The organism is Variovorax paradoxus (assembly GCF_030811855.1).
In the GTDB taxonomy this organism is placed as follows: Bacteria; Pseudomonadota; Gammaproteobacteria; order Burkholderiales; family Burkholderiaceae_C; genus Variovorax; species Variovorax paradoxus_L.
Map to the genome: position 1 here is coordinate 698,797 of NZ_JAUSRN010000001.1, position 19,742 is coordinate 718,538.

Consider the following 19,742-nt stretch of genomic DNA (forward strand, 5'->3'; position numbering starts at 1 on the left):
TCAACCGAAGAGCCGCTTCCACCACGAGGTACGCGGCGCCGAGGCCGCGGCGGGCGGTGCGCGCCGCGGTGCATTGGGATCGAGCAGCGCGGCATAGCCATCGAGTGCATGCAGCACGCCGGCGACGCGCTGCTTCTCCATGCCGGTGGCGGCCATCACCTTGGCCAGGCCGTCGAGATGAGGCACGGCCTTCTCGGTGAGGGCCACGATGCCGGCGGCCACCGCGCAGGCGTCGTCGGGCGAGTCCATGCAGATCACGTGGTCGCCGAGCAGTTCACGCCAGCGCGGTTCGCAGCGGCGGCGGCGCTGTGCGTCGGGAATCAGGAAGAACAAGTGGCAGGTTTCGGCCGCGGCGGCAATGACTTCCTCGATCGGGATGTCCTCGTCGAGCTTTTCGCCGATGAGCCCCTCGACCTGGCGGCGCGAGACGGCGGGATACGGCAGCTCGTCGCCGGTCACGAACAGGTAGCCGCGCTTCTTGCGCTTCACCCAGCAGTCCATGTCGGTGTGCTGCGCCATCACGTAGAACGCCAGCTCGTAGCTTTCTTCGCCGCTGCCGCCGCCCCCGCCTTCGAGATAGCTCCAGGTCAGCCACTGGTCCATGAGCGGCGCGGTCGATTCGAACTGGCCCACCTGCAGCGAAGCCTGGTCGGAATTCGCATCGCCGATGGCCATGAACATGAGCTGCGGATCGGCCACGCCGCAATCGGTCAAGAGCTTCATGAAGGTGGGCAGCTCGCGGCGCGCGAGGATCTGCGGGATGTCGCCCATCGAGCCCGTGACGTCGAGCGCGAACGCAATGCCCAGCGAGTTGGGGTGGTCGGCGTTGTCGCGCGACTCGCGCACCTTGAGCCCGTGCGGGTTCATCAGCGGGTGCGTGGCGGTCTGGGTGAACACCTCGGAACCGGGCTTGGCGGCGCGGTCGGCAATGAGTGCCGTGTGAGCGGCATGCGAGTAGTTTCCGTAGCCCATGGGTGCGTGCTCCTCTGTTTCTTCGATGATTGTTTTCAGGCGCCGGGCGCCGGGTCGAAATGAACGAACTGCGGCGTGCCGAAGGCTTCGCGCGATGCGGTGGACAACGCCTGTTCGATGCCGCGCGCGCCCAGCCTCTGGCATTCGGCGGCGTCTTCGCTGCACCGGCGCAGCAAGGCGGCGAGCGGCGCTGGCGTGCGGTCGCCCAAACCGGGGCTGTCATCGGGTTTGCCGCCGTGCAGCACGGCGCGTACGGTCCAGGCGCTTTGCATCAGGTCGCGCGCGGCGGCGGCGGCATGGGTGGGCCCGGATGCCTGCTGCGCCCGCGACCAGCCGACGATCAGCACGCCATGGTCTCGCGGATGCACGAGTGCATGCGCGGGCGACAGGTCGCGGTGGGTCCAGCCCGCGTCGTGCACGAAGGCCAGCACCTCGAGCATGCGGCGCCAGAGCCACACGGCATGCCGCGCATCGATGCCCCGCGGGTTGGCCTGCTGCACGCTGTGCAGGCTGCCCCAGAAACCGGGCGGGTGGCGCAGCATCAGCGCCTGGCGACGACCGTCTGCAAGCCCTTCGGCCAGCCCCGTGCCCACCGGCTGCGGAAGGCGGCGCGTGAAATACGAAGCGCCCGGCAAGGCGAGTGACTGCAAGCCCTGCAGCACCGCGGCTTCGCGCAGCACCACGGCGCCGTCCGCGGACTCGCGTGCCAGCTTGACCGTGACGCGCTCCGGCAGCGCACCGAGCCGCTCGGCCAGCAGCACTTCGCTGTGCTCGCCGATGGCCAGCGGTGCCAGCACGCGGTAGCGCGCGCCGCGCCATTGCAGCATGCGCCCGGTGTCGCCGTGGTCCGCATTCGCCCGGCGCAGCGCCGCGCGAAAGCTCTCGCGTTCGACAGTTTCCTCGCCACGCGTGATGGTGGCGCCGCAATAGTTGCAGTTGACGGTGCGCCAGCGCGCTGCACGCGGCAACGGCGCTGAACATTGCGGGCAGCTGAGGGCGAGCAGCGAGAGCATGGCGGGCCTAGTCGTCCCTGGATGCCGTCTTGTCGGGCGCAGCCAGCACCCGGTCGATGCGGCGTCCTTCGAGTGCGGCGATCTCGAAATGCCAGCCGGCGCAGTCGATGACCTCGCCGGTCGCGGGCAGGTGGCCCGACACGGCCATCAGCAAGCCCGCGACGGTGTTGTAGCGTCCGCGTTCTTCGTCCGGCAGCTCGCGGATGCCGAGCCGCGCGCGCAATTCGGAGACCGGCATCAGCCCGTCGAGCTCCCACACGCCGTCGGGCCGCTCGCGCGCCCAGGCGTCGGTCAAGGTGCCGGGCTGCAGTTCGCCGGTGATGGCTTCGAGCATGTCGCGGGGGGTCATGAGCCCCTGCACCACGCCGTATTCGTCGACCACGAACACGAGACGGCCGCCCCGCTCGCGGAACTGCTCGAGCAGTTCCATGCCGGTGAGCGTCTCGGGCACGAACACAGCCGGCGCGGCCTCTTGCCCAAGTACGCCGTCATGACCGGTGCCCAGGCGCAGCAGGTGCGCCACGCTGATGACGCCCACCACGTCGTCAAGCGAATGGCGACACACCGGATACCACGAATGCACGATGTTGAGCGCGCCCGCATCCGCCACCTTCTGCAGTGCCTCTGCCACGGTGTCCGACGCGTCGAGCCATTCGATGTCGGCGCGCGGGACCATGAGCGACGACAGCCGCCGGTCGTCCAGGTGGAACACGTTGCGCACCATCTGGTGCTCGTGCTGCTCGATCACGCCGGCATCCACGCCCTCTTCGAGGCTGGCCGAAATTTCTTCCTCGGTCATGGAGCGCGCGGCATTGGCGTCGATGCGCAGCAACTTGAGCACCGCGGCGGTGGCGCTCGCGAGCAGCCACACGAAGGGCTTGGCGCCCTTGGCGAGGCCCCGCATCGGACGCGACACCCAGCGCGCCACCGGCTCCGGATAGAGCTGGCCGATGCGCTTGGGCACCAGCTCGCCGAAGATGATGGTGAAGAAGGTGATGCCGGTCACCACCACGGCGGTGGACGCCACACTCGCCGTGCCGCGGCCCATGCCCAAGTGCTCCATCCACACCGCGAGCGGCGCTGCGAACGCAGCCTCGCCCACGATACCGCTGAGCATGCCGATCGACGTGATGCCGATCTGCACGGTGGAGAGGAAATGAGTGGGCTCCTCCATCAACTTGAGCGCGGCTTCCGCGCCAGCGTCTCCCGTCTCGGCCAGCGCTGCCAGGCGCGCGCGCCGGCTGGTTGAAAGGGCCATTTCGGACATTGCGAACAACGCATTCAGCGTCGTCAGCAAGGCCAGCAGGAGAACATCCATGAACAGGGGGTGAAAATGAGGACATGGCACTTTACTTGATCGGCGACATCCAGGGCTGCGACGCCGCCCTCCAGCGACTGCTCGACAGGATCGCTTTCTCCCCCAGCCGCGACACCATCGTGCTGCTCGGCGACCTCGTCAACCGCGGGCCCGACTCTGCCGCCGTGCTGCGGCGCGTGCAGAGCTTCGGCGCCTCGGCGCTGAGCCTGCTCGGCAACCACGACCTGCATCTGCTGGGCGTGGCGCATGGTGCGCGCAAGCCCAGCCGCAAGGACACGCTGACGGCGCTGCTCGAGGCGCCAGACAGCGAAGCCCTGCTCGAGTGGGTGCGCCAGCAGCACATGGCGCTGCACATGCAGATCGGCGGCGGCGACCTGCTCATGGTGCATGCCGGCGTCCTGCCCCAGTGGACCGTGAGCGACACGCTGGTGCTGGCGGCGGAAGTCGAATCGGTGCTGCGCGGCCCGGCGCTGGGCGAGTTCTTGCTTGGCATGTACGGCAACGAGCCGGCGCAGTGGAGCGACACGCTCACCGGCGCGACGCGGCTGCGCGCCATCGTCAACGCGCTCACGCGCATGCGCTTCTGCACGGCCAAAGGCGTCATGGAGTTCGAGAGCAAGGACGGCATGCGGCCTGGCCCCGAGGGCTTCATGCCCTGGTTCGACGTGCCCGGCCGCAAGACCGCGCATGCCACCGTGGCCTTTGGCCATTGGTCGACGCTGGGCTGGCTTTCGCGGCCCGACCTGCTTTCCACCGACACGGGCTGCGTCTGGGGCGGCTGCCTCAGCGCCGTGCGCATTGGCGCCACGCTGGACGAGCGCGAACTGATCCAGGTGAAGTGCGAACAGGCGCAAAAGCCCGGCTGAACTGTCAGGCCCGCAAGCTGTCAGCTGCGCGGCAGGCGGAAGCGATCGAGTGCCATGCGCTGTCTGCCTTGCGCGTCGAAATTTCCCGGCGCAAGCCAGCGCTCGAATGCCGCGCGCAACGCCGGCCATTCGCTGTCGACGATCGAGAACCACGCGGTGTCGCGGCTTCGACCCTTGTAGACGATCGCCTGCCGGAAGATGCCTTCGAACTGGAAGCCCAGCCGCGCGGCAGCCCGCTTCGAAGGCTCGTTGCAGCTGTCGCATTTCCATTCGTAGCGCCGGTAGCCGAGTTCGTCGAAGGCCAGCTTCATCAGCAGGTACTGGGCTTCGGTGGACATCGGCGTCTGCTTCAGCAGCGGAGAAAAAACGACGACGCCGACCTCGATCGTGCCGTGGGCGGGGTCGATGCGCATCAGTGCCAGCGTACCGACGGCCCGGCCGGTCTGCAGATCGATGACCGCGAAGTGCATGGGATCAGCGCTCTGCGCGGCGCGTTCGATGTAGGCCCGCGTGCTTGCCACGTCGGCGGGCCGGTCGAAGAACAGGTAGGTCCAGTCGCGATCGTCGGGTGCCAGCGCATAGGCGGCGTGGAGGTCGTCGGCGTGCCGGGCGGCATCGAGCGGTTCGAGCACGCAGTAGCGCCCCACGATGGGGCGGCGCGGCGGCTGGGAACGAGGCGTCCATTCGGGCACCAGGGGACCGATGGATTGGCCGTATTCGTTGTGGCGAGCTGACATAGAGAAGCTTTCGGAAGCAAAGGTAGCGGCAGTGCCGGGGTACGGTAAAGTACGCCCGGCGTGGCGCCACAGGAAGTACCACGCCATACTCATTTCATGGTGCCACGTTTTCGCTCATGAGCAATCCTCCCCACCTCGACGCGGCCGCACTCTTCGAATCCCCTCTGGCCCGGGACCGCGACGCCGGCTCGATGCAGCGCCAGCTGCACGAGCGCCTGAAGCGCGCCATTCTCGACGGCAGCCTGGCGCCGGGCAGCCGGCTGCCCGGTTCGCGCGCGTTGGCCGAGGCGCTCGCTATCTCACGCAACACCGTCACCGCAACCTACGAGCATCTGGCCGCCGAGGGCTACGTACGGCCAGACCGCCAGGGCACGCGGGTTATCGAATTGACTTCGCCGGCGTTGCCGCGGCGCTCGGGCAAATCCGCGGGCGCGCCGGCCACTGCGCGTCGCCTGGCCGGCATCAAGCCGAGCACGCCTTTCACCATTCCGGACGCGGCCCTGCGCCCGGGCGTGCCGGCGCTGTCGCACTTTCCTTCCGCAGCCTGGCGGGGGGCACTGGACCGGGCCATGCGTGCCGCCAGCCCGGCCACGCTCGGCTACGGACCTCCGCTGGGCGAGCCGCCGCTGCGCGCGGCCATCGCACGGCACCTGGCCATTGCGCGCGGTGTCCGATGCGACGCATCGCAGGTGGTCATTGCCGAAGGCGCGCAGGAAGCCATCTCCCTGTGCGTGCGGCTGCTGGCGAATCCCGGCGACACGGGTTGGGTCGAAGACCCGGGCTATCGCGGTGTGAAGGCGGCCATGCATGCCGGCGACATGCGCATCGTGCCCGTGCGGGTTGACGCCGAGGGCCTGCGCGCCAGCGCGAACGACTGGCAGAGGCACCCGCCCCGGTTGATCTACTCCACGCCCTCGCACCAGTACCCGGCCGGTGCCGTGCTGAGCATCGCGCGCCGCCTGGCGCTGATCGCAGAGGCGCGCCGGCACGGTGCATGGATCATCGAGGACGACTACGACAGCGAGTTCCGCCACACCGGCGAACCCATCGGCGCCATGCAGGGGCTCGTGGACGATGCACCGGTGCTCTACATCGGCACTTTCAGCAAGACGATGTTTCCGTCGCTTCGGCTCGGCTTCCTGGTGCTGCCGCGGCAGCTCATGGCGGCGGTGCACACGGCGCTCGGGGAAATGCTGCGCGGCGGCCACCGCCACGAACAGCTGGCCATGGCCGACTTCATCGAGAGTGGGCAGTTCAGCCGGCATCTGGGCCGCATGCGGCGGCTCTACCGCGAGCGGCAGCAAGCACTGCGGCTGGCGCTGACCCGGCACCTCAAGGTGCCGCACGAGATCGACGGCGGCCACTGCGGCCTGCACCTCACGGTGCGGCTGCCGCCCCGCTTCGACGACCGGCGGATCGCCGCCGAAGCGCTGCGTCATCAACTCGCGCCCGTACCGCTATCGAGCTTCGCGATGCAGCCGAAGGCGGCGGACAACGGGCTGGTGCTGGGATACGGCAACACCTCGGCGGAACTCTTCGAGCCGCTGGTCATGCGGCTTTCGCAGCTGGTGCGCGCCGCCGATCGCAGCCGCCCGTGATCGATCAGCCCTGCGCCGCGACCCCAAAGCCCGTGTCGAAGGTGGTCTTCACATCGAGCGGTTGCTTGATGAGTCCGACCTGGCGGTAGAAGTCCGCCGTGCCCTGCTGGTCGGCAACGACCTGCGCGTCGATGGGCACCCACTTCTGCTGGCGGCGCTCGAACTGCAGCTTCGCTGCCTCGGGCGGGATGCCGATGATGCGCGCGAGCGTGGCCGAGTAGGCATCGACATTGCGGTACGACCAGAGCTGCGCCTTCACCACGCGCTGCAAAAAGTCTTGCAGCACTGGGCGCTTGGCGGCAATGGCGGCCTCGGTGGCCGCGAGGTAGCTGAGCCCGGGCAGCAGCCCGCGCCCGCTGGCGAGCACGCGCGCGTGGTGGCTGACCTCGGCCAGCGCGGTGTAGGGCTCCCAGGTGGCCCAGGCATCGACCGAGCCTTGCGTGAGCGCGAGCTTGGCGTCGGCCGGCGCAAGAAAGCGGATGTTCACCTCCTCGGGCTTGAGGCCGGCCGCGGTGATGGCCTTGAGCGTCACGTAGTGGCCGATGGAGCCGCGGTTGGTGGCAATGCTCTTGCCCTTGAGGTCGGCGGCGGTCTTGAGCGGTGAATCGGGGCGCACGAGCACCGCCGTGCCATAGGAATCCGAACGGTTCGCGCCGATGGCCTTGACACGCGTGCCGGCGGCAAGCGCGAAGACGAGCGGCGCGTCGCCGATGGGGCCGGAATCGACGGCCGCCGCATTCAGCGCTTCGGCCAGCGGCGCGGCCGCGGGGAATTCGGACCACTGGATGTCGTAGTTCAAGCCTTCGAGCCCGCCGGCCGCTTCGAGCAGCGCGCGCAGCCCGCCCTTCTGATCCCCGGCCTTGAGCACCGGGCGGCCCTGCGCATTGGCTTGGAACGAGAACGCAGGCAAGCTGATGGCCGTGGCCGCGGCGAGGCTGTGCGTAAGTAGCCGCCGGCGCGATCGGTCGAGGTGTGATGAGTTCATGGGTTCTCCGTGTTCGTTGCGGTGTGAGAAAAAAATCGATCAGTGGATGAAGCCGCCCTTGACGAAGCGCACGGGCTCGGCGTCCATGCGGGCGATGAGCGCGCCCAGCCCGTCGGCGGGCAAGGCGGCGCCCTGCCCCGCCCGGGCGGGCGGGCGTTCGCTGCGGCAGACCAGGTCGTCGTCAGACCAGCCCGCTTTGCCGGGCTCGCCGCGCACGCGCAGCCAACCGTCGCGGTCGGCAATGAGCTGCGTGCCGGCAAGGCGGTCGGTTCCGGTTATCAAGGCCAGCGCCTCCCATGCGGCGGCGGACTGCGCAACGCAATCGGCGGTGGCGCTCGATGCCATCGGGGACGGCGGCAAGAGCAGCACCGTCACGAGCCGCGGATCTTCAGCGGGCGCCGCGTTGCCGGCGACGATGCGCACACGCTGCCCGCGCCAGCTCGCAAGCGACCGCGCAGGTTGCGAGCCGCAACGCACCGCCATGTCGGGCAGGCCGATGGGCTGCGGCCAGTTGCCAAGCGCGCGCAGGCTCTGGCCCGCGCCCAGCGCCTTCATGTAGTCGATCAGCGCCCAAGCCTCGGCCTCGTCGACCTTTTCGCCGAAGCCCGGCATCGTGGCCCCGCCATGCTGCGCATCGGGCATGCCATGAAGAATGCGCCAGAGCAGATCACCGTCGGCACGCCGCCACAGCAAGGCGCCGTTGAGATTGGGCGGCCAGACTGCCAGCGAGGCCGCGAGCGGCCCTTCGCCCCTGCCGTCAGCGCCGTGGCACGCGACGCAGTTCTGTTCGTACAGCACGCGGCCGCGTGCGATGGAAGCCGCTGTAAAGCCGGGCGGTGCGGAGTGAAAGCTGGTCGGCGTTGCGGGCACCAGCACCACGTGCGCCTGGGGCCATGGCGCGGCGATCAGCAGCATCGGCACCACTGCCAGAAAGTAGAGGCGCGGGCGCCGCCACAACAACGCGAGCAACAGCGCAAGCAGCGCTGCGGCAACAAAGACCAGCGTCCACGCAAGGCTGCGCGCCTGGCCCAGGTCGATCAACAGGTTTTCGCCCGAGAGGCGATGCGACCACGGCCAGGCCGCTTGGCCGTGCACCTGCCGTGCGAGCCCGAGCGCATCGAGCACGCGCAGCAGCTGCAGCTGCGCGCTTTGGAGCAGGCCGACCAGCAGGTCGAGCCAATCGGCCTGCGGCGTGCCGTTCATGTCACCACGTGGCGTCGAGCCCCAGGTGTCGCAGTGCTTCGTGCCGAAGCTCGGCCAGCCGCGCATGCCCGCGATGGCGCGGATACGGCAGGTCGACCACGATCTCCGCCGCGATGCGCGCCGGGCGGTCGCTCAGCACGACCACGCGGTTGGCGAGGAACAGCGCCTCTTCCACGTCGTGCGTGACCAGCAGCGCCGAGAAGCCCGCGCGCTGCCACAGGTTGACGAGCTCACTCTGCATCGAGATGCGCGTGAGCGAATCGAGCTTTCCGAGCGGCTCGTCGAGCACCAGCAACTGCGGATCGTTGACCAGCGCGCGCGCCAACGCCACGCGCTGCGCCATGCCGCCCGAAAGCTGGTGCGGAAAGGCTTTTGCAAAGTCGGTGAGGCCGACGAGATTGAGCGCTTCGTCGACACGCCCGCGCTGCGCCTTGAGCACGCCGCGCGCCTGCAAGCCTAGCGCCACGTTGTCCCACACGCTGCGCCACGGGTAGAGCGTGGGGTCCTGGAACACGACGATGCGCGACGGATCGGGCCGCGTGATGGGCGCATCGTCCTGCGTGATGCGGCCGGCCGTGGCGGGCTCGAGCCCGGCCACGAGGCGCAGCAAGGTCGATTTGCCGCAACCGCTCGGCCCCAGCAGCGCGACAAACTCGCCGGGCTTCACCGTGAGGTCGATGTCGTCGAGCACCTGCAGCGGCCCTGCCGCCACATCGAACCAATGGCTCACGCCGCGGATGTCGATGTGCGCGCCGGCCTGGCGCACACCCGCTTCGACAGCAACTGCGGCGGCTACCATTTGACGGTTCCTTTCTGCCACGACAGCACGCGGTCGCGCACCTTGAAGAGCAACGTGATCAGGCCCGAGCACAGCACGGCCATCACGATCAGCGCGGCGTACATGTTCGAGTACGAGGCCCATCCCTGCGCCCACGAAAGATAGAAGCCGAGCCCGGCCTTCACGCCCATCATCTCGGCAGTGACCAGCACCGAGAACGCCGCGCCCAGGCCCATGAAGAGGCCCACGAACACCTGGGGCAAGGCTGCCGGAATGGCCACCCGCAGCACCAGGAAGCGCTCGCTCGCGCCCATGGTGCGCGCCACGTCGTAGTAGTTGCGGTTGACACCCGCCACGCCGGACCAGGTGAGCACCGCCACGGGAAAGCCCGTAGCCAGCGCAATCAGGAACACCGCGGCCGCATAGCTCGATGGGAAGAAGAAAAATGCGAGCGGCAGCAGCGCCGAGGCCGGCACCGGCCCGAGGAAGCGCAGCACCGGATGCACCCAGTAGCCCGCGATGCGCGACCAGCCGATGGTCACGCCCGTGAGAAAGCCCGCGAGCGCGCCCAGCACGAAGCCGTGCGCGAGCAAGCGCGCCGAGTGCAGCAGGCTTTCGCCAAGGCGGCGCCAATCGTCGATGTAGGTTTCGATAAGGCTTTGCGGCGGCGCGAAGAACGGCGTGGGGAGCAGCGCGAGCTTTGCGGTTGCGATCTCCCAGATGGCGAAGAGCAGCGGCAGCGCGACGAGCCAGGGGCCGGCGGGCCGGAGCAGGCGTGCGACGCGGCCGGCGCGCGGGCCGAGCAATGCGATGGCCAGCAGCAACGCACCGACGGCAATGGCTGCGATGCCGAACTCTTGGGTATAGGCCCAGTCGCTGAAGCCCACGGCCCGGTTCGGCCAGTAGATGGTGAGCAGGCCGAGGGCGAGCCATGTCGCAGCGGCGGCGAAGCCGATGCGCCATGTGGGCAGGGCTGCTTGAATGCGGGGCGATGTCGATGCGGGAGAAGGCCTGCGTTCGGGCGCCGCGGCCCCCACCCTCGCCCTCCCCCGGAAGGGGAGGGAATCGAAGCCCAATGCGGGGTCTGGGGTGCTCACTGGTGCACCCTGGGCGCTGCGCGCCTTCCCGCCAAGCGGGAGCGAGCTTGCTTGGGGCGGCCCGGCGCGGCGCTCATGCCAGCGGATCGAAAGAGACATGCTCGGCGAAGCGCACCGGATCGGTGGTCTTCTTGAGCACGCCGACGCCGCGGAAATCGCGCGCATAGAACTCCACCTCGTCGCGCAGGTTCTTGCCGAGCGGATGATGGTTGTGCGTGAGCGTGCCCAGCAGCGCGCGCAGGTCTTCCACCGGCACCTTGGGCGAGTACTTGGCGAAGAGCTTGGCCGATTCGTTGGGGTTCTCCGCCACGTAGTCGGAGGCCTGCGCAATGGCGCGCACCAGTGCGGCCACGGTCGGCTTGTCCTTGCGCACCAGCTCGCCGCGCGCGCCGACGATGCAGCAGACCTTATCCTTGTATTCGCCAGAGAGGTTGCTCGCAATCTCCACGAAGGCGCCCTTGTTGCGCTTCTCGATCAGGTAGACGTTCGGGTCGCCATCGGCAATGGCGTGGATCTCACCCTTCTGCACGGCAATGTCGAGCAGGTCCGCCGGGTACTGGCGCCAGGTCACGTCCCTGTCGGCATCGATGCCGTTCTTGGCCAGCAGGATCGAGAAGAAGTTCTTGCCCGGGCTCGCGATGTCCGACACGCCGATGATCTTGCCCTTGAGGCTAGCGAGGCTGGTCGCACCCGCGCTCTTCGCGCCCACCAGCCGCACGCAGCCACCGTGCGAGCTGCCGACGATCTTGACGTCGAAGCCCGACTCCAGCGGCTTGAGCCATCGGTGGATCATGCCCACCGCGGCATCGGCCTTGGCCGTGGCCAGCGATTCCAGCAGCTGGTCGGTGGAGCCGGTGTAGTTGATCAGGTCCACCTGGAGCCCGTTGCGCTCGAAGTAGCCGCGCTCCTGCGCGACGACGACGGGCGAGAGGCAGAACGCGGCGGCGTTCCAGGCGAAGGTGAGCTTGCGCGCCTGCTGCGAAAACGCCTGCGAGGCGATCAGGCCGCCCGAGGCAACCACGGCGGCGGCGCCGCCTGCGCGTAAGACGCTGCGGCGTGAAAGGGATGAGGTCATCGAGAACTCCGGTCGTTTTCTTTGTTCAGAGCAGCAGTTCGGGTTCCGCTTCGACCAGGCCTTCATAAAGGCTGTCGAAAGAATGGATGGCCCCCTCCGGGCCGCCGATTTGGCTGTGGGTGTGGCGCGCCGTCGCCTCGTCGATGGGCTGTGGCTTGCCGGCGGCCTCGGCCAGCAGCTGCGTGTGGCAGGCGTTGTCGAGCGCGATGTACCACCACGCCGCAGCCTCCACCGTGGGCCCGGCGGTCAGGATGCCGTGGTTCTTGAGAATGGCGCCCTTCTTGTCGCCCAGCGCTTGTGCGATGCGGTCACCCTCGCTGGTATCGACCACCATGCCGGTGAAGTCGTCGAACAGCGCCACGTCTTCATGGAACACGCAGCTGTCCTGCGTGATCGTGTCGAGCTTGCGGCCCAGCGTGGACCAGGCCTTGCCGTAGGTCGAGTGCGTGTGGGCGGCGGCAATGATCTTCGGGTTGTGCTCGTGGATTGCCGCGTGGATCGCGAACGCGGCCTTGTTGAGCGGCCGGTCGCCAATCACCGTCTCCCCCTTGGAATTGACCAGCAGCAGGTCGGAGACCTTGATGCGGGAAAAGTGGATGCCGAGCGGGTTCACCCAGAAGTGATCGGAGAGCTCCGGGTCGCGCGCGGTGATGTGGCCGGCCAAGCCCTGTGCAAAGCCGAAGCGAGCGAACAGGCGGAAGGCGCCAGCGAGGCGCTCCTGCCGATGGCGACGTTCGGCCTGCACGCTGGTGCGTGGCGGGATCGGGTCGAACCAGTATTTCTGTTGCGGGTTCGGATTGAGCTCGAGCGGTTGCGCTGCGTTGCGGTCGATGGAAAGAACGGCACTCATGAAAGGCTTCCTGGGTATTGGGTATTGGTTATTGCTCCTTCCCCCTTTGGGGGAAGGTTGGGATGGGGGCAGGCGGCGCTCGAACGGCGCGGCGTCGTGAAGGCCGCAGCCCCCACCCCTGCCCTCCCCCAGAGGGGGAGGGAGAAAGACCTAACTCAGGCAGCCTTGCGGACGGAGGCCGCGCGCTGCGCCACCAGCTCGCGCGTACGCGGAATCAGCTCTCGCCCATAGTCGGTCGCATCCTCCAGCGGGTCGAAGCCGCGGATCAGGAAGGTGGTCACGCCCAGGTCGTAGTAATCCAGCAGCGCATCGGCCACCTGCTCGGGCGTGCCGACCAACGCGGTGCTGTTGGACCGTCCGCCGATTTCCTGCGCAATGGCCGTCCACAGCCGCTTGTCGAGCCGCGTGCCCTTCCCGGCTGCGGCCAGCAAGCGCTTGGCGCCTTCGCTCTGCTGCGGTCCGCCGCGGTTGTAGCCCTGCACCACGCGCAGGCGCTTCGTCTCGGCCAGGATGCTGTCGGCGCGCGCCCATGCGGCCTCTTCGGTCTCCGCGAGGATCGGGCGGAAAGACACCGAGAAACGCACGCTGCGGCCGTGCTTTGCCGCTTCGGCGCGCACGCGGGTCGTGAGCTCGCGCGCCTGGTCGAGCGATTCGCCCCAGAGCGCATACACATCGGCGTACTTGCCGGCCACGGGAATCGCCGCCTCCGACGCGCCGCCAAAATACACCGGCACATGCGGCTTGCCGTTGCGCGTCTGTACCGGCTTCACTTCCGAGTACGCGTTCTGGAAGCGGTAGTGCGCGCCTTCGTGGTCGAAGGGCTTCTCGCCGGTCCACACCTTGTGCAGCACCTCCAGGTATTCGTCGGTGCGGGCATAGCGCTGGTCGTGATCGAGCCAATCGCCGTCGCGCCGCTGTTCCTCGTCGGAGCCGCCCGAGATGTAGTGCACACCGAGCCGGCCGCCAGTGAACTGGTCGAGCGACGCGAACTGCCGCGCCGCCAGCGTCGGCGCCACGAAGCCGGGGCGGTGCGCAAGCATGTAGTGGATGCGCTCGGTGACCGAGGCCGCGTACGCCACCGTCAGCGTGGCGTCGGGCCCGGTGGAATGGTGCGGCACCAGCACGCGGTCGAAGCCCGCGTTCTCGTGCGCCTGCGCGAAGGCGCGTACGTAGTCGCGGTCGATGGCCGGGCCCTTGGGGGCATGGATTTCCGAGACCTTCTGGCCCTGGATCATGCCGATGAATTCAACGTCGTTCTGGCTCATGGTGTCCTCGTGTTTTTCAGGATTGAATGCAGGGTGGTTCAGGCGGCGGGCAGGCGCAGCACGCTTTCGAAGCTGCGGTCCCACAAGGGCTTCACGTCGGCCGGGCCGTCGAGCACGCCGATCTTCAGGAAGGTGTCGGCCACCTCCTGGTGGCTGCGCACCACGGCGTCGCTGACAGGGCCCAGGCTGTAGTCGCCGCTGCGGCCGTTGAAGAGCTCGACCAGGTCGCCGACCGGCACGCGCGTCTCGGCCGACTGCGCGCGCGCATAGGCCAGGAAGTTGCCGTTGATCCATGCGAACGAATGCTGCAGGCGCTGCAGCAGGTCGCTCAATGCCGCGCGGCGCAACGAGTCGTCCAGCGCGCGCGGGTTGGCGTAGATGGGAAAGTTGCCCGAGAGATAACCCACGCCCGTCTTGATGGTGCGCGCGCCGTATTGCGTGCGCGCAAGCTGGCCGTTGTAGCCGTAGATGGCCCAGGCATCGAGATCCCCGCGCGCAAAGGCCGACAGGCCGTCCGACGGCGTAAGGCTCACGGCCTGGATGTCGCTGAACGAGAGCCCTGCTTCCGCCAACTGTTTGGCCAGGTAGTAGTGCGAGGTGGTGGCGCGCACATAGCCCACGCGCTTGCCCTTGAAGTCGGCAATGCTGCGGATCGGCGAATCCTTGCGCGCCAGCGTGGCCTGGTTGTTCAGGTCTTCATGCGTGACGGCCACCAGCTTGACGCTCGACTTCTGGCGCGCCGCGAACACCGGCGGAATCTCGCTGCCCGAGCCCAGGTCGAGCGCATCGCCGTTGATGGCTTCGATATGCAGCACGCCGTTGTTGAGCTCGCGCCAATCGATCTTGTAGGGCGTATTGGCCTGGCCGGAAGCCTGCAGCAGCGGCCGCCAGAGGCCCTTGTAGGTGCCCACGCGCAGGGTCACGCCGGAAAGGTCGCGTGCCGGTGCCGCGGCCCGCGCGGCGCCAGTTGCAGCCATGGCGCTCCAGGCCGCGGCGGTCTGGAGCAGGCGCCGCCGATCGAGTGGGAATTCAGGTTTCATGCCCCGGACCGTACCGGCGCACACGGCAAACGCGAACGCAGAAAAACGAGTTTGCATATGCAGGATGCGTCGTTTCCGGCGCGGCAAGGCCCCGCTAACGTGCCGGACCATGAGTGCACTCCCCTTGCGCCGCCCGCCGGCCACGAATGAAGATCCCGCCCCTGCCACCGTCGATACCGCCGTGCTGGCCCAGCTCTCGGCCCAGTTCGCCGCCACCGCGGCCGACCACGACCGCAGCGGCGCCTTTCCGCGCCCGAACTTCGAGGCGCTGCAGTCGCACGGCCTCATCGGCCTGGTGGCGCCCGCGGCGCACGGCGGCGGGGGCGCCTCGCTGGCAACGGCGCGGCGCGTGATCGCGGCCGTGGCGCGCGGCGAACCGGCCACCGCACTGATCCTGACGATGACCTACCTGCAGCATCACGCCATTGCACGCATCGACAGCCGCTGGCCGCCGCACCTGCGCGAGCGCGTGCTGCGCGACGCGGTGGATCGCGGTGCGCTCATCAACGCGTTGCGCGTGGAGCCCGCGCTCGGCTCCCCCGCGCGCGGCGGGCTGCCCGCGACGGTCGCACGCCGCGAGGGCAGTGGCTGGAAGATCGACGGCCACAAGCTCTATACGACCGGCATCGAGGGTCTCTCGTGGCTCGCCGTGTGGGGCCGCACGGACGAACCCGCGCCGCGCACCGGCGTGTTCCTGGTGCCGCGCGATGCACCCGGCGTGCGCGTGATCGCAAGCTGGGACCACTTGGGCCTGCGCGCTTCGGGCAGTCACGAGGTGGTGTTCGAGAATGTGGCGATCGACCTCGACCATGCCGTCGACCTGCGCGCCCCGAGCGACTGGGCGCCCGACGCCGGCAGCCAGACCGACATCGACGCCCATGCCACGCAGCAGGCCTGGATGACGGTGCTGCTCGCAAGCCTCTACGACGCGGTGGCGCAGGTCGCGCGCGATTGGCTCGTGAGCTTCTTGAACCAGCGTGCGCCCGGCAACCTGGGTGCACCGCTCGCGAGCTTGCCGCGCGTGCAAGAGCATGTCGGAGAGATCGCCGCGCTGCTGCGCACCAACCGCGTGCTGCTCGACGATGCGACCCGTGCGGTGGACGAGGGCCGCGCGCAGCCGGCCACCGACAGCGGCCTGCTCAAGTACACCGTGACGAGCAACGCGATCCGCGCGGTCGAACTTGCGCTGCAGCTGAGCGGCAACCATGGCCTCACGCGGCAGAACCCGCTGGAGCGGCACTACCGCGACGTGCTGTGCAGCCGCATCCACACGCCTCAGAACGACGCGATCCTGGTCGCAGCGGGCGCGCGTGCATTGCTGCCCTCGGGAGCAGTCGCATGACCGACCTGCTCATCTCCAAGGCCCCCAAGGCCTCACGCCGCAGCTGGCTCAAGCAGAGTGCTGCCCTCTCGCTCACGGCCGCCGGCGCGCTGCGCGCATGGGCGCAGCCGCAGGCCACGCTGGTGCTCGGCGACCAGGCCGGCGGCCTGCGCGCGCTGTTCGAAGCCTCGAAGGCGCTGGAGGGCGTGCCCTTTGCCTACCGCTGGGCCAACTTCCAGGGTGCGGCGCCGCTGTTCGAAGCGCAGCGCAGCGCAGCAGTAGACACGGCAGTGGCCGGCGACCTGCCGGTGCTGGCCGCGGCCGTCGGTCGGACACCGCTCAAGATCGTCGCCACGCGCGTGGGCAAGGCCGATGCGCTCGGCATCGTGGTGCAGCCCGATTCGCCGCTGCAGAAGGTGGCCGACCTGCGCGGCAAGACGGTGATCGTTTCGTCCGCGCGCGGCAGCATCTCGCAATACCAGCTGTATGGCGCTCTCGAAGAAGCCGGCGTGCGGCGCGACGAGGTCACGGTGAAATTCGTGCTGCCGACCGATGCGGCCGCGGCCTTCGCTTCGAAGCAGATCGATGCCTGGGCCGTCTTCGACCCCTACTACACGATTGCGCTTCAGCAGGGCGGGCGCATCCTGCGCGACGGGCGCGGCATCAACACGGCACTGGGCTTCATCACCGCGAGCGAGCCTTCGCTGGCCGATCCCGCCAAGCGCGCAGCCATCGTGCAGTTTCTCGAACGGCTCGCGCGTGCTGGCGAATGGGCGCTGGCCAATCCCGAGGCGTATGCGCAGGCCTACAGCCAGCTCACGCGCCTGCCGATCGAGTCGGCCCGGATCATCACTGCGCGGGCCTCAGTCACAGGCCGTCCGGTGTCCGAAGCCGACATCGTCGCCTTGCAGGCGGTGGCCGACCGCTCGGCGCGCGACGGCATCCTGCCGGTGCGCGTGGACGTGCGCGCCATCACCGACGCGCAGGTCTGGAAACGTCCGGCGTGAGCGCAGTTCCCGGCATCGCGCCACTGCGCGAGTTCGTCGGCGCATTCGGCCGCCTGCTCGATGGCGGCCCGGCCGAGCCGCGCATTCTTTCCGAAGGCGGCGCACTGCTTCGCACGCTGGTCGCGCAGGACGACTGGCTGCCCGACGCCTTTGCCCAACCCGACCCGGCGCGCTACCAGCAGTTCCTGCTGCACGCCGACAGCACCGAGCGTTTTTCGATCGTGAGCTTTGTCTGGGGACCGGGGCAAGCGACGCCGGTGCACGATCACACTGTGTGGGGGCTGATCGGCATGCTGCGTGGCGCCGAGTACAGCCAAGGCTACGCCCTTGATCTCGATGGCCGGGCGCGGCCGCAAGGTGCAGTGGTGCGGCTCGACGCCGGCGACGTGGAGGCTGTGTCGCCGACCCTGGGCGACCTGCACCGCGTGCACAACGCGCATGCCGACCGCGTGTCGATCAGCATCCACGTGTACGGTGCCAACATCGGCGCCGTGCGGCGGCATACTTACCCGGCCGAGGGCGGACGCAAGCCCTTTGTCTCGGGCTACTCCAACACGCTTCTTCCCAACCTGTGGGACCGCTCCGCCGAAGAACTCAGATCGACGACCTCCGCATGACGACCTCTGCCTCAGCCTCCGCCTTTCCCCTTGTGCCCTTTGCCGCAGTGCGCGCGCGCCTGTTGGCGCGCGAAGAAACCGCGCTGCTGGACGTGCGCGAGGAAGACCCCTTCGCGCAGGAGCATCCGCTCTGGGCCGCGAACCTGCCGCTCTCACGCATCGAAATCGAAGCCTGGCGGCGCATTCCGCGGCTGGACACCTTCATCGTGCTGTACGGCGCGCATGGCGGCACCGACCTGGCGTCACTGGCCGCGCGCACGCTGGCTTCGCTTGGCTACACGAACCTGCACCTGCTCGAAGGCGGCCTCGAAGGCTGGCGCGCGGCCGGCGGCGAGTTGTTCCGCGACGTGAACGTGCCGAGCAAGTCCTTCGGGGAACTGGTCGAGCACGAGCGCCACACGCCATCGCTCTCCGCATCCGAGGTGAAGGCGCTCGTCGATGGCAAGGCCAACGTGGTGGTGCTGGACGCACGGCGCTTCGACGAATACCGCACGATGAGCATTCCATCGGCCACCAGCGTACCCGGCGCGGAACTGGTGCTGCGTGTGCGAGAGCTGGCACCCGATCCCGCCACGCAGGTGATCGTCAATTGCGCAGGCCGCACGCGCAGCATCATCGGCACGCAATCGCTGGTGAATGCGGGCATTCCGAATCCCGTGGCGGCCCTGCGCAACGGCACCATCGGCTGGAAGCTCGCGGGGCAGGTGCTAGACCATGGCGCGGACCGCAAGGCACCGGCTGCCGTGTCCGATGCGCATCGCGCGCAGGCACAGGCCGATGCGCGGCCCGTGGCGGACAAGGCCGGCGTGCGCCGCATCGCGCTCGATGCGCTGCATACGCTGGAAGCGCCAGGGCGCACGTTGTACCGCTTCGATGTGCGAACGCCGGAGGAATACGACGCAGGCCACCTGCCCGGGTTCGCAAGCGCTCCGGGCGGGCAGCTGGTGCAGGAAACCGACCATCAGGTGCCGGTGCGCGGCGCGCGCATCGTGCTGGCCGACGACGACGGCGTGCGGGCGTCGATGAGCGCATCGTGGCTCGCACAGATGGGGTGGGAAGTCTATGTGCCGGACGCAGTGCCGACCGCTTCGGCCTTTACGGAAAAGGCGGCGCCGCCGCCTGCATATCCGCTGGCCGCGGTGGCCATTCGCGAGATCTCGCCCAATGACCTGGCGGCCTTGCTGAAACAGCCGGCAGCAACGGCCGTCATCGACGTGACCACCAGCGCCAATTATGTGAAGCGGCACATTCCCGGCGCCTGGTATGCCATTCGCGCGCAGTTGGCAGAGGCCATCGGCACGGCCATTCCGCCGGCTCGGCGCTATGTGCTGACCTGCGGCAGCAGCCTGCTCGCGCGCTACGCCGCGGCCGACCTGCGCCAACACCTCGACGCACAGGGCCAACGCGACGTGGAAGTGCTGGTGCTGGCGGGCGGCAACGCGGCCTGGTTCGCGGCGGGCTTCGAAGGCGAGTTCGGTGAGACGCGGCTCGCGACGCAGCGCACTGACCGCTATCGCCGGCCTTACGAAGGCACGGACGCATCGCCAGAGGCCATGCAAGCCTACCTCGACTGGGAGTACGGTCTCGTCGGGCAGCTGGGCCGCGACGGCACGCACCGTTTCACGGTGATCTGAGGACGGGTCATCGGGCTGCGCGGCCGTCGGATGCGGCCTGCAACGGCCAGTCACATTATTTCTCGCGGGTAAAGGAGGTCATCCGACGGTGCGGCAAGGCGTTTCTTGGGAATATCGATCAACTCGTCCCAGGAGCATCCCATGAGACTGCCCATTCTCGCCCTCTCGGCCGCCTCGCTGGCCGCCGTCGTTCTCACCGGTTGCGTGGTCGCACCGGCGCAGCCGGTCTATGCCGCGCCTCCTGGCGTTACTTATGTGGCACCAACCTATGCAGCGCCAGGCGTGGGCTTCGTGTGGAACTACCACCCGCGCTACGGATATGGCTGGCACCACCCGCGCTACGGATGGCACCGCGGGTGGCGATAG

The 19,742-nt window shown here is 68.7% G+C and carries 19 protein-coding genes; 7 read left to right on the top strand and 12 right to left on the bottom strand.

Going from position 1 to position 19,742, the window contains the following annotated elements:
* Genes J2X92_RS03575 through J2X92_RS03585 form a run of 3 tightly spaced genes read right to left on the bottom strand, consistent with a single transcriptional unit; the run spans position 1 to position 3,303 of the window.
* Positions 1-972 (bottom strand): VWA domain-containing protein, encoded by a 972-nt coding sequence (locus J2X92_RS03575; RefSeq protein ID WP_307573423.1) that lies wholly within the window; start codon positions 970-972, stop codon positions 1-3.
* Positions 973-1,007: 35 nt separating this feature from the next.
* Positions 1,008-1,985, bottom strand: a complete 978-nt coding sequence (locus J2X92_RS03580; protein WP_307573425.1) for a protein kinase family protein — start codon at positions 1,983-1,985, stop codon at positions 1,008-1,010.
* Between the two features lie 7 nt (positions 1,986-1,992).
* The gene (locus tag J2X92_RS03585; RefSeq protein WP_307573426.1) at positions 1,993-3,303 is read right to left on the bottom strand and encodes a hemolysin family protein; all 1,311 of its coding nucleotides are present in this window, start codon (positions 3,301-3,303) and stop codon (positions 1,993-1,995) included.
* A 23-nt stretch (positions 3,304-3,326) separates the two neighbouring features.
* Here J2X92_RS03585 and J2X92_RS03590 point away from each other — a divergent pair, with 23 nt between their 5' ends.
* Positions 3,327-4,169 (top strand): symmetrical bis(5'-nucleosyl)-tetraphosphatase, encoded by an 843-nt coding sequence (locus J2X92_RS03590; RefSeq protein ID WP_307573427.1) that lies wholly within the window; start codon positions 3,327-3,329, stop codon positions 4,167-4,169.
* A gap of 20 nt (positions 4,170-4,189) precedes the next feature.
* Here the strand turns inward: J2X92_RS03590 and J2X92_RS03595 are convergent, their stop codons facing one another.
* Positions 4,190-4,906 (bottom strand): GNAT family N-acetyltransferase, encoded by a 717-nt coding sequence (locus J2X92_RS03595; protein ID WP_307573429.1) that lies wholly within the window; start codon positions 4,904-4,906, stop codon positions 4,190-4,192.
* Positions 4,907-5,022: 116 nt separating this feature from the next.
* Here J2X92_RS03595 and pdxR point away from each other — a divergent pair, with 116 nt between their 5' ends.
* Positions 5,023-6,504 carry a MocR-like pyridoxine biosynthesis transcription factor PdxR gene (gene pdxR, locus J2X92_RS03600; RefSeq protein WP_055794961.1) on the top strand — a complete coding sequence of 494 codons (1,482 nt, stop codon included), beginning with the start codon at positions 5,023-5,025 and terminating at the stop codon, positions 6,502-6,504.
* 4 nt (positions 6,505-6,508) lie between these two features.
* On the opposite strand, the gene J2X92_RS03605 is transcribed toward pdxR, so the two are convergent.
* The 8 genes from J2X92_RS03605 to J2X92_RS03640 form a co-directional block, all read right to left on the bottom strand.
* Positions 6,509-7,489, bottom strand: coding sequence for an ABC transporter substrate-binding protein (locus tag J2X92_RS03605; protein WP_307573431.1), 981 nt, complete (start codon positions 7,487-7,489; stop codon positions 6,509-6,511).
* Between the two features lie 39 nt (positions 7,490-7,528).
* Complete coding sequence (locus tag J2X92_RS03610) at positions 7,529-8,692, bottom strand: c-type cytochrome (RefSeq protein ID WP_307573845.1); 1,164 nt, start codon at positions 8,690-8,692, stop codon at positions 7,529-7,531.
* 1 nt (position 8,693) lies between these two features.
* The gene (locus tag J2X92_RS03615; RefSeq protein ID WP_307573433.1) at positions 8,694-9,491 is read right to left on the bottom strand and encodes an ABC transporter ATP-binding protein; all 798 of its coding nucleotides are present in this window, start codon (positions 9,489-9,491) and stop codon (positions 8,694-8,696) included.
* Entirely contained in the window at positions 9,485-10,453 is a 969-nt protein-coding gene (locus J2X92_RS03620; protein ID WP_307573848.1) for an ABC transporter permease, read from the bottom strand. The genes J2X92_RS03615 and J2X92_RS03620 overlap by 7 nt, the downstream gene beginning before the upstream one ends.
* A gap of 187 nt (positions 10,454-10,640) precedes the next feature.
* Entirely contained in the window at positions 10,641-11,642 is a 1,002-nt protein-coding gene (locus J2X92_RS03625; protein WP_307573435.1) for an ABC transporter substrate-binding protein, read from the bottom strand.
* A 25-nt stretch (positions 11,643-11,667) separates the two neighbouring features.
* The gene (locus tag J2X92_RS03630) at positions 11,668-12,492 is read right to left on the bottom strand and encodes a class II aldolase/adducin family protein (RefSeq protein WP_307573436.1); all 825 of its coding nucleotides are present in this window, start codon (positions 12,490-12,492) and stop codon (positions 11,668-11,670) included.
* A gap of 155 nt (positions 12,493-12,647) precedes the next feature.
* Positions 12,648-13,757, bottom strand: coding sequence for an LLM class flavin-dependent oxidoreductase (locus J2X92_RS03635; RefSeq protein ID WP_307573437.1), 1,110 nt, complete (start codon positions 13,755-13,757; stop codon positions 12,648-12,650).
* 38 nt (positions 13,758-13,795) lie between these two features.
* Positions 13,796-14,797, bottom strand: a complete 1,002-nt coding sequence (locus J2X92_RS03640) for an ABC transporter substrate-binding protein (RefSeq protein WP_307573439.1) — start codon at positions 14,795-14,797, stop codon at positions 13,796-13,798.
* Between the two features lie 109 nt (positions 14,798-14,906).
* Here J2X92_RS03640 and J2X92_RS03645 point away from each other — a divergent pair, with 109 nt between their 5' ends.
* From J2X92_RS03645 to J2X92_RS03665, 5 genes are all read left to right on the top strand, one after another.
* Positions 14,907-16,139, top strand: a complete 1,233-nt coding sequence (locus J2X92_RS03645; RefSeq protein WP_307573441.1) for an acyl-CoA dehydrogenase family protein — start codon at positions 14,907-14,909, stop codon at positions 16,137-16,139.
* Positions 16,136-17,125 (top strand): ABC transporter substrate-binding protein, encoded by a 990-nt coding sequence (locus tag J2X92_RS03650; protein WP_307573442.1) that lies wholly within the window; start codon positions 16,136-16,138, stop codon positions 17,123-17,125. The genes J2X92_RS03645 and J2X92_RS03650 overlap by 4 nt, the downstream gene beginning before the upstream one ends.
* Complete coding sequence (locus tag J2X92_RS03655; protein ID WP_307573443.1) at positions 17,122-17,742, top strand: cysteine dioxygenase family protein; 621 nt, start codon at positions 17,122-17,124, stop codon at positions 17,740-17,742. Before J2X92_RS03650 ends, J2X92_RS03655 begins: the two co-directional genes overlap by 4 nt.
* Positions 17,739-19,376 (top strand): rhodanese-related sulfurtransferase, encoded by a 1,638-nt coding sequence (locus tag J2X92_RS03660; protein ID WP_307573445.1) that lies wholly within the window; start codon positions 17,739-17,741, stop codon positions 19,374-19,376. The genes J2X92_RS03655 and J2X92_RS03660 overlap by 4 nt, the downstream gene beginning before the upstream one ends.
* 141 nt (positions 19,377-19,517) lie before the next feature.
* On the top strand, positions 19,518-19,742 hold the full coding sequence (locus J2X92_RS03665) for a hypothetical protein (protein ID WP_307573447.1): 225 nt from the start codon (positions 19,518-19,520) through the stop codon (positions 19,740-19,742).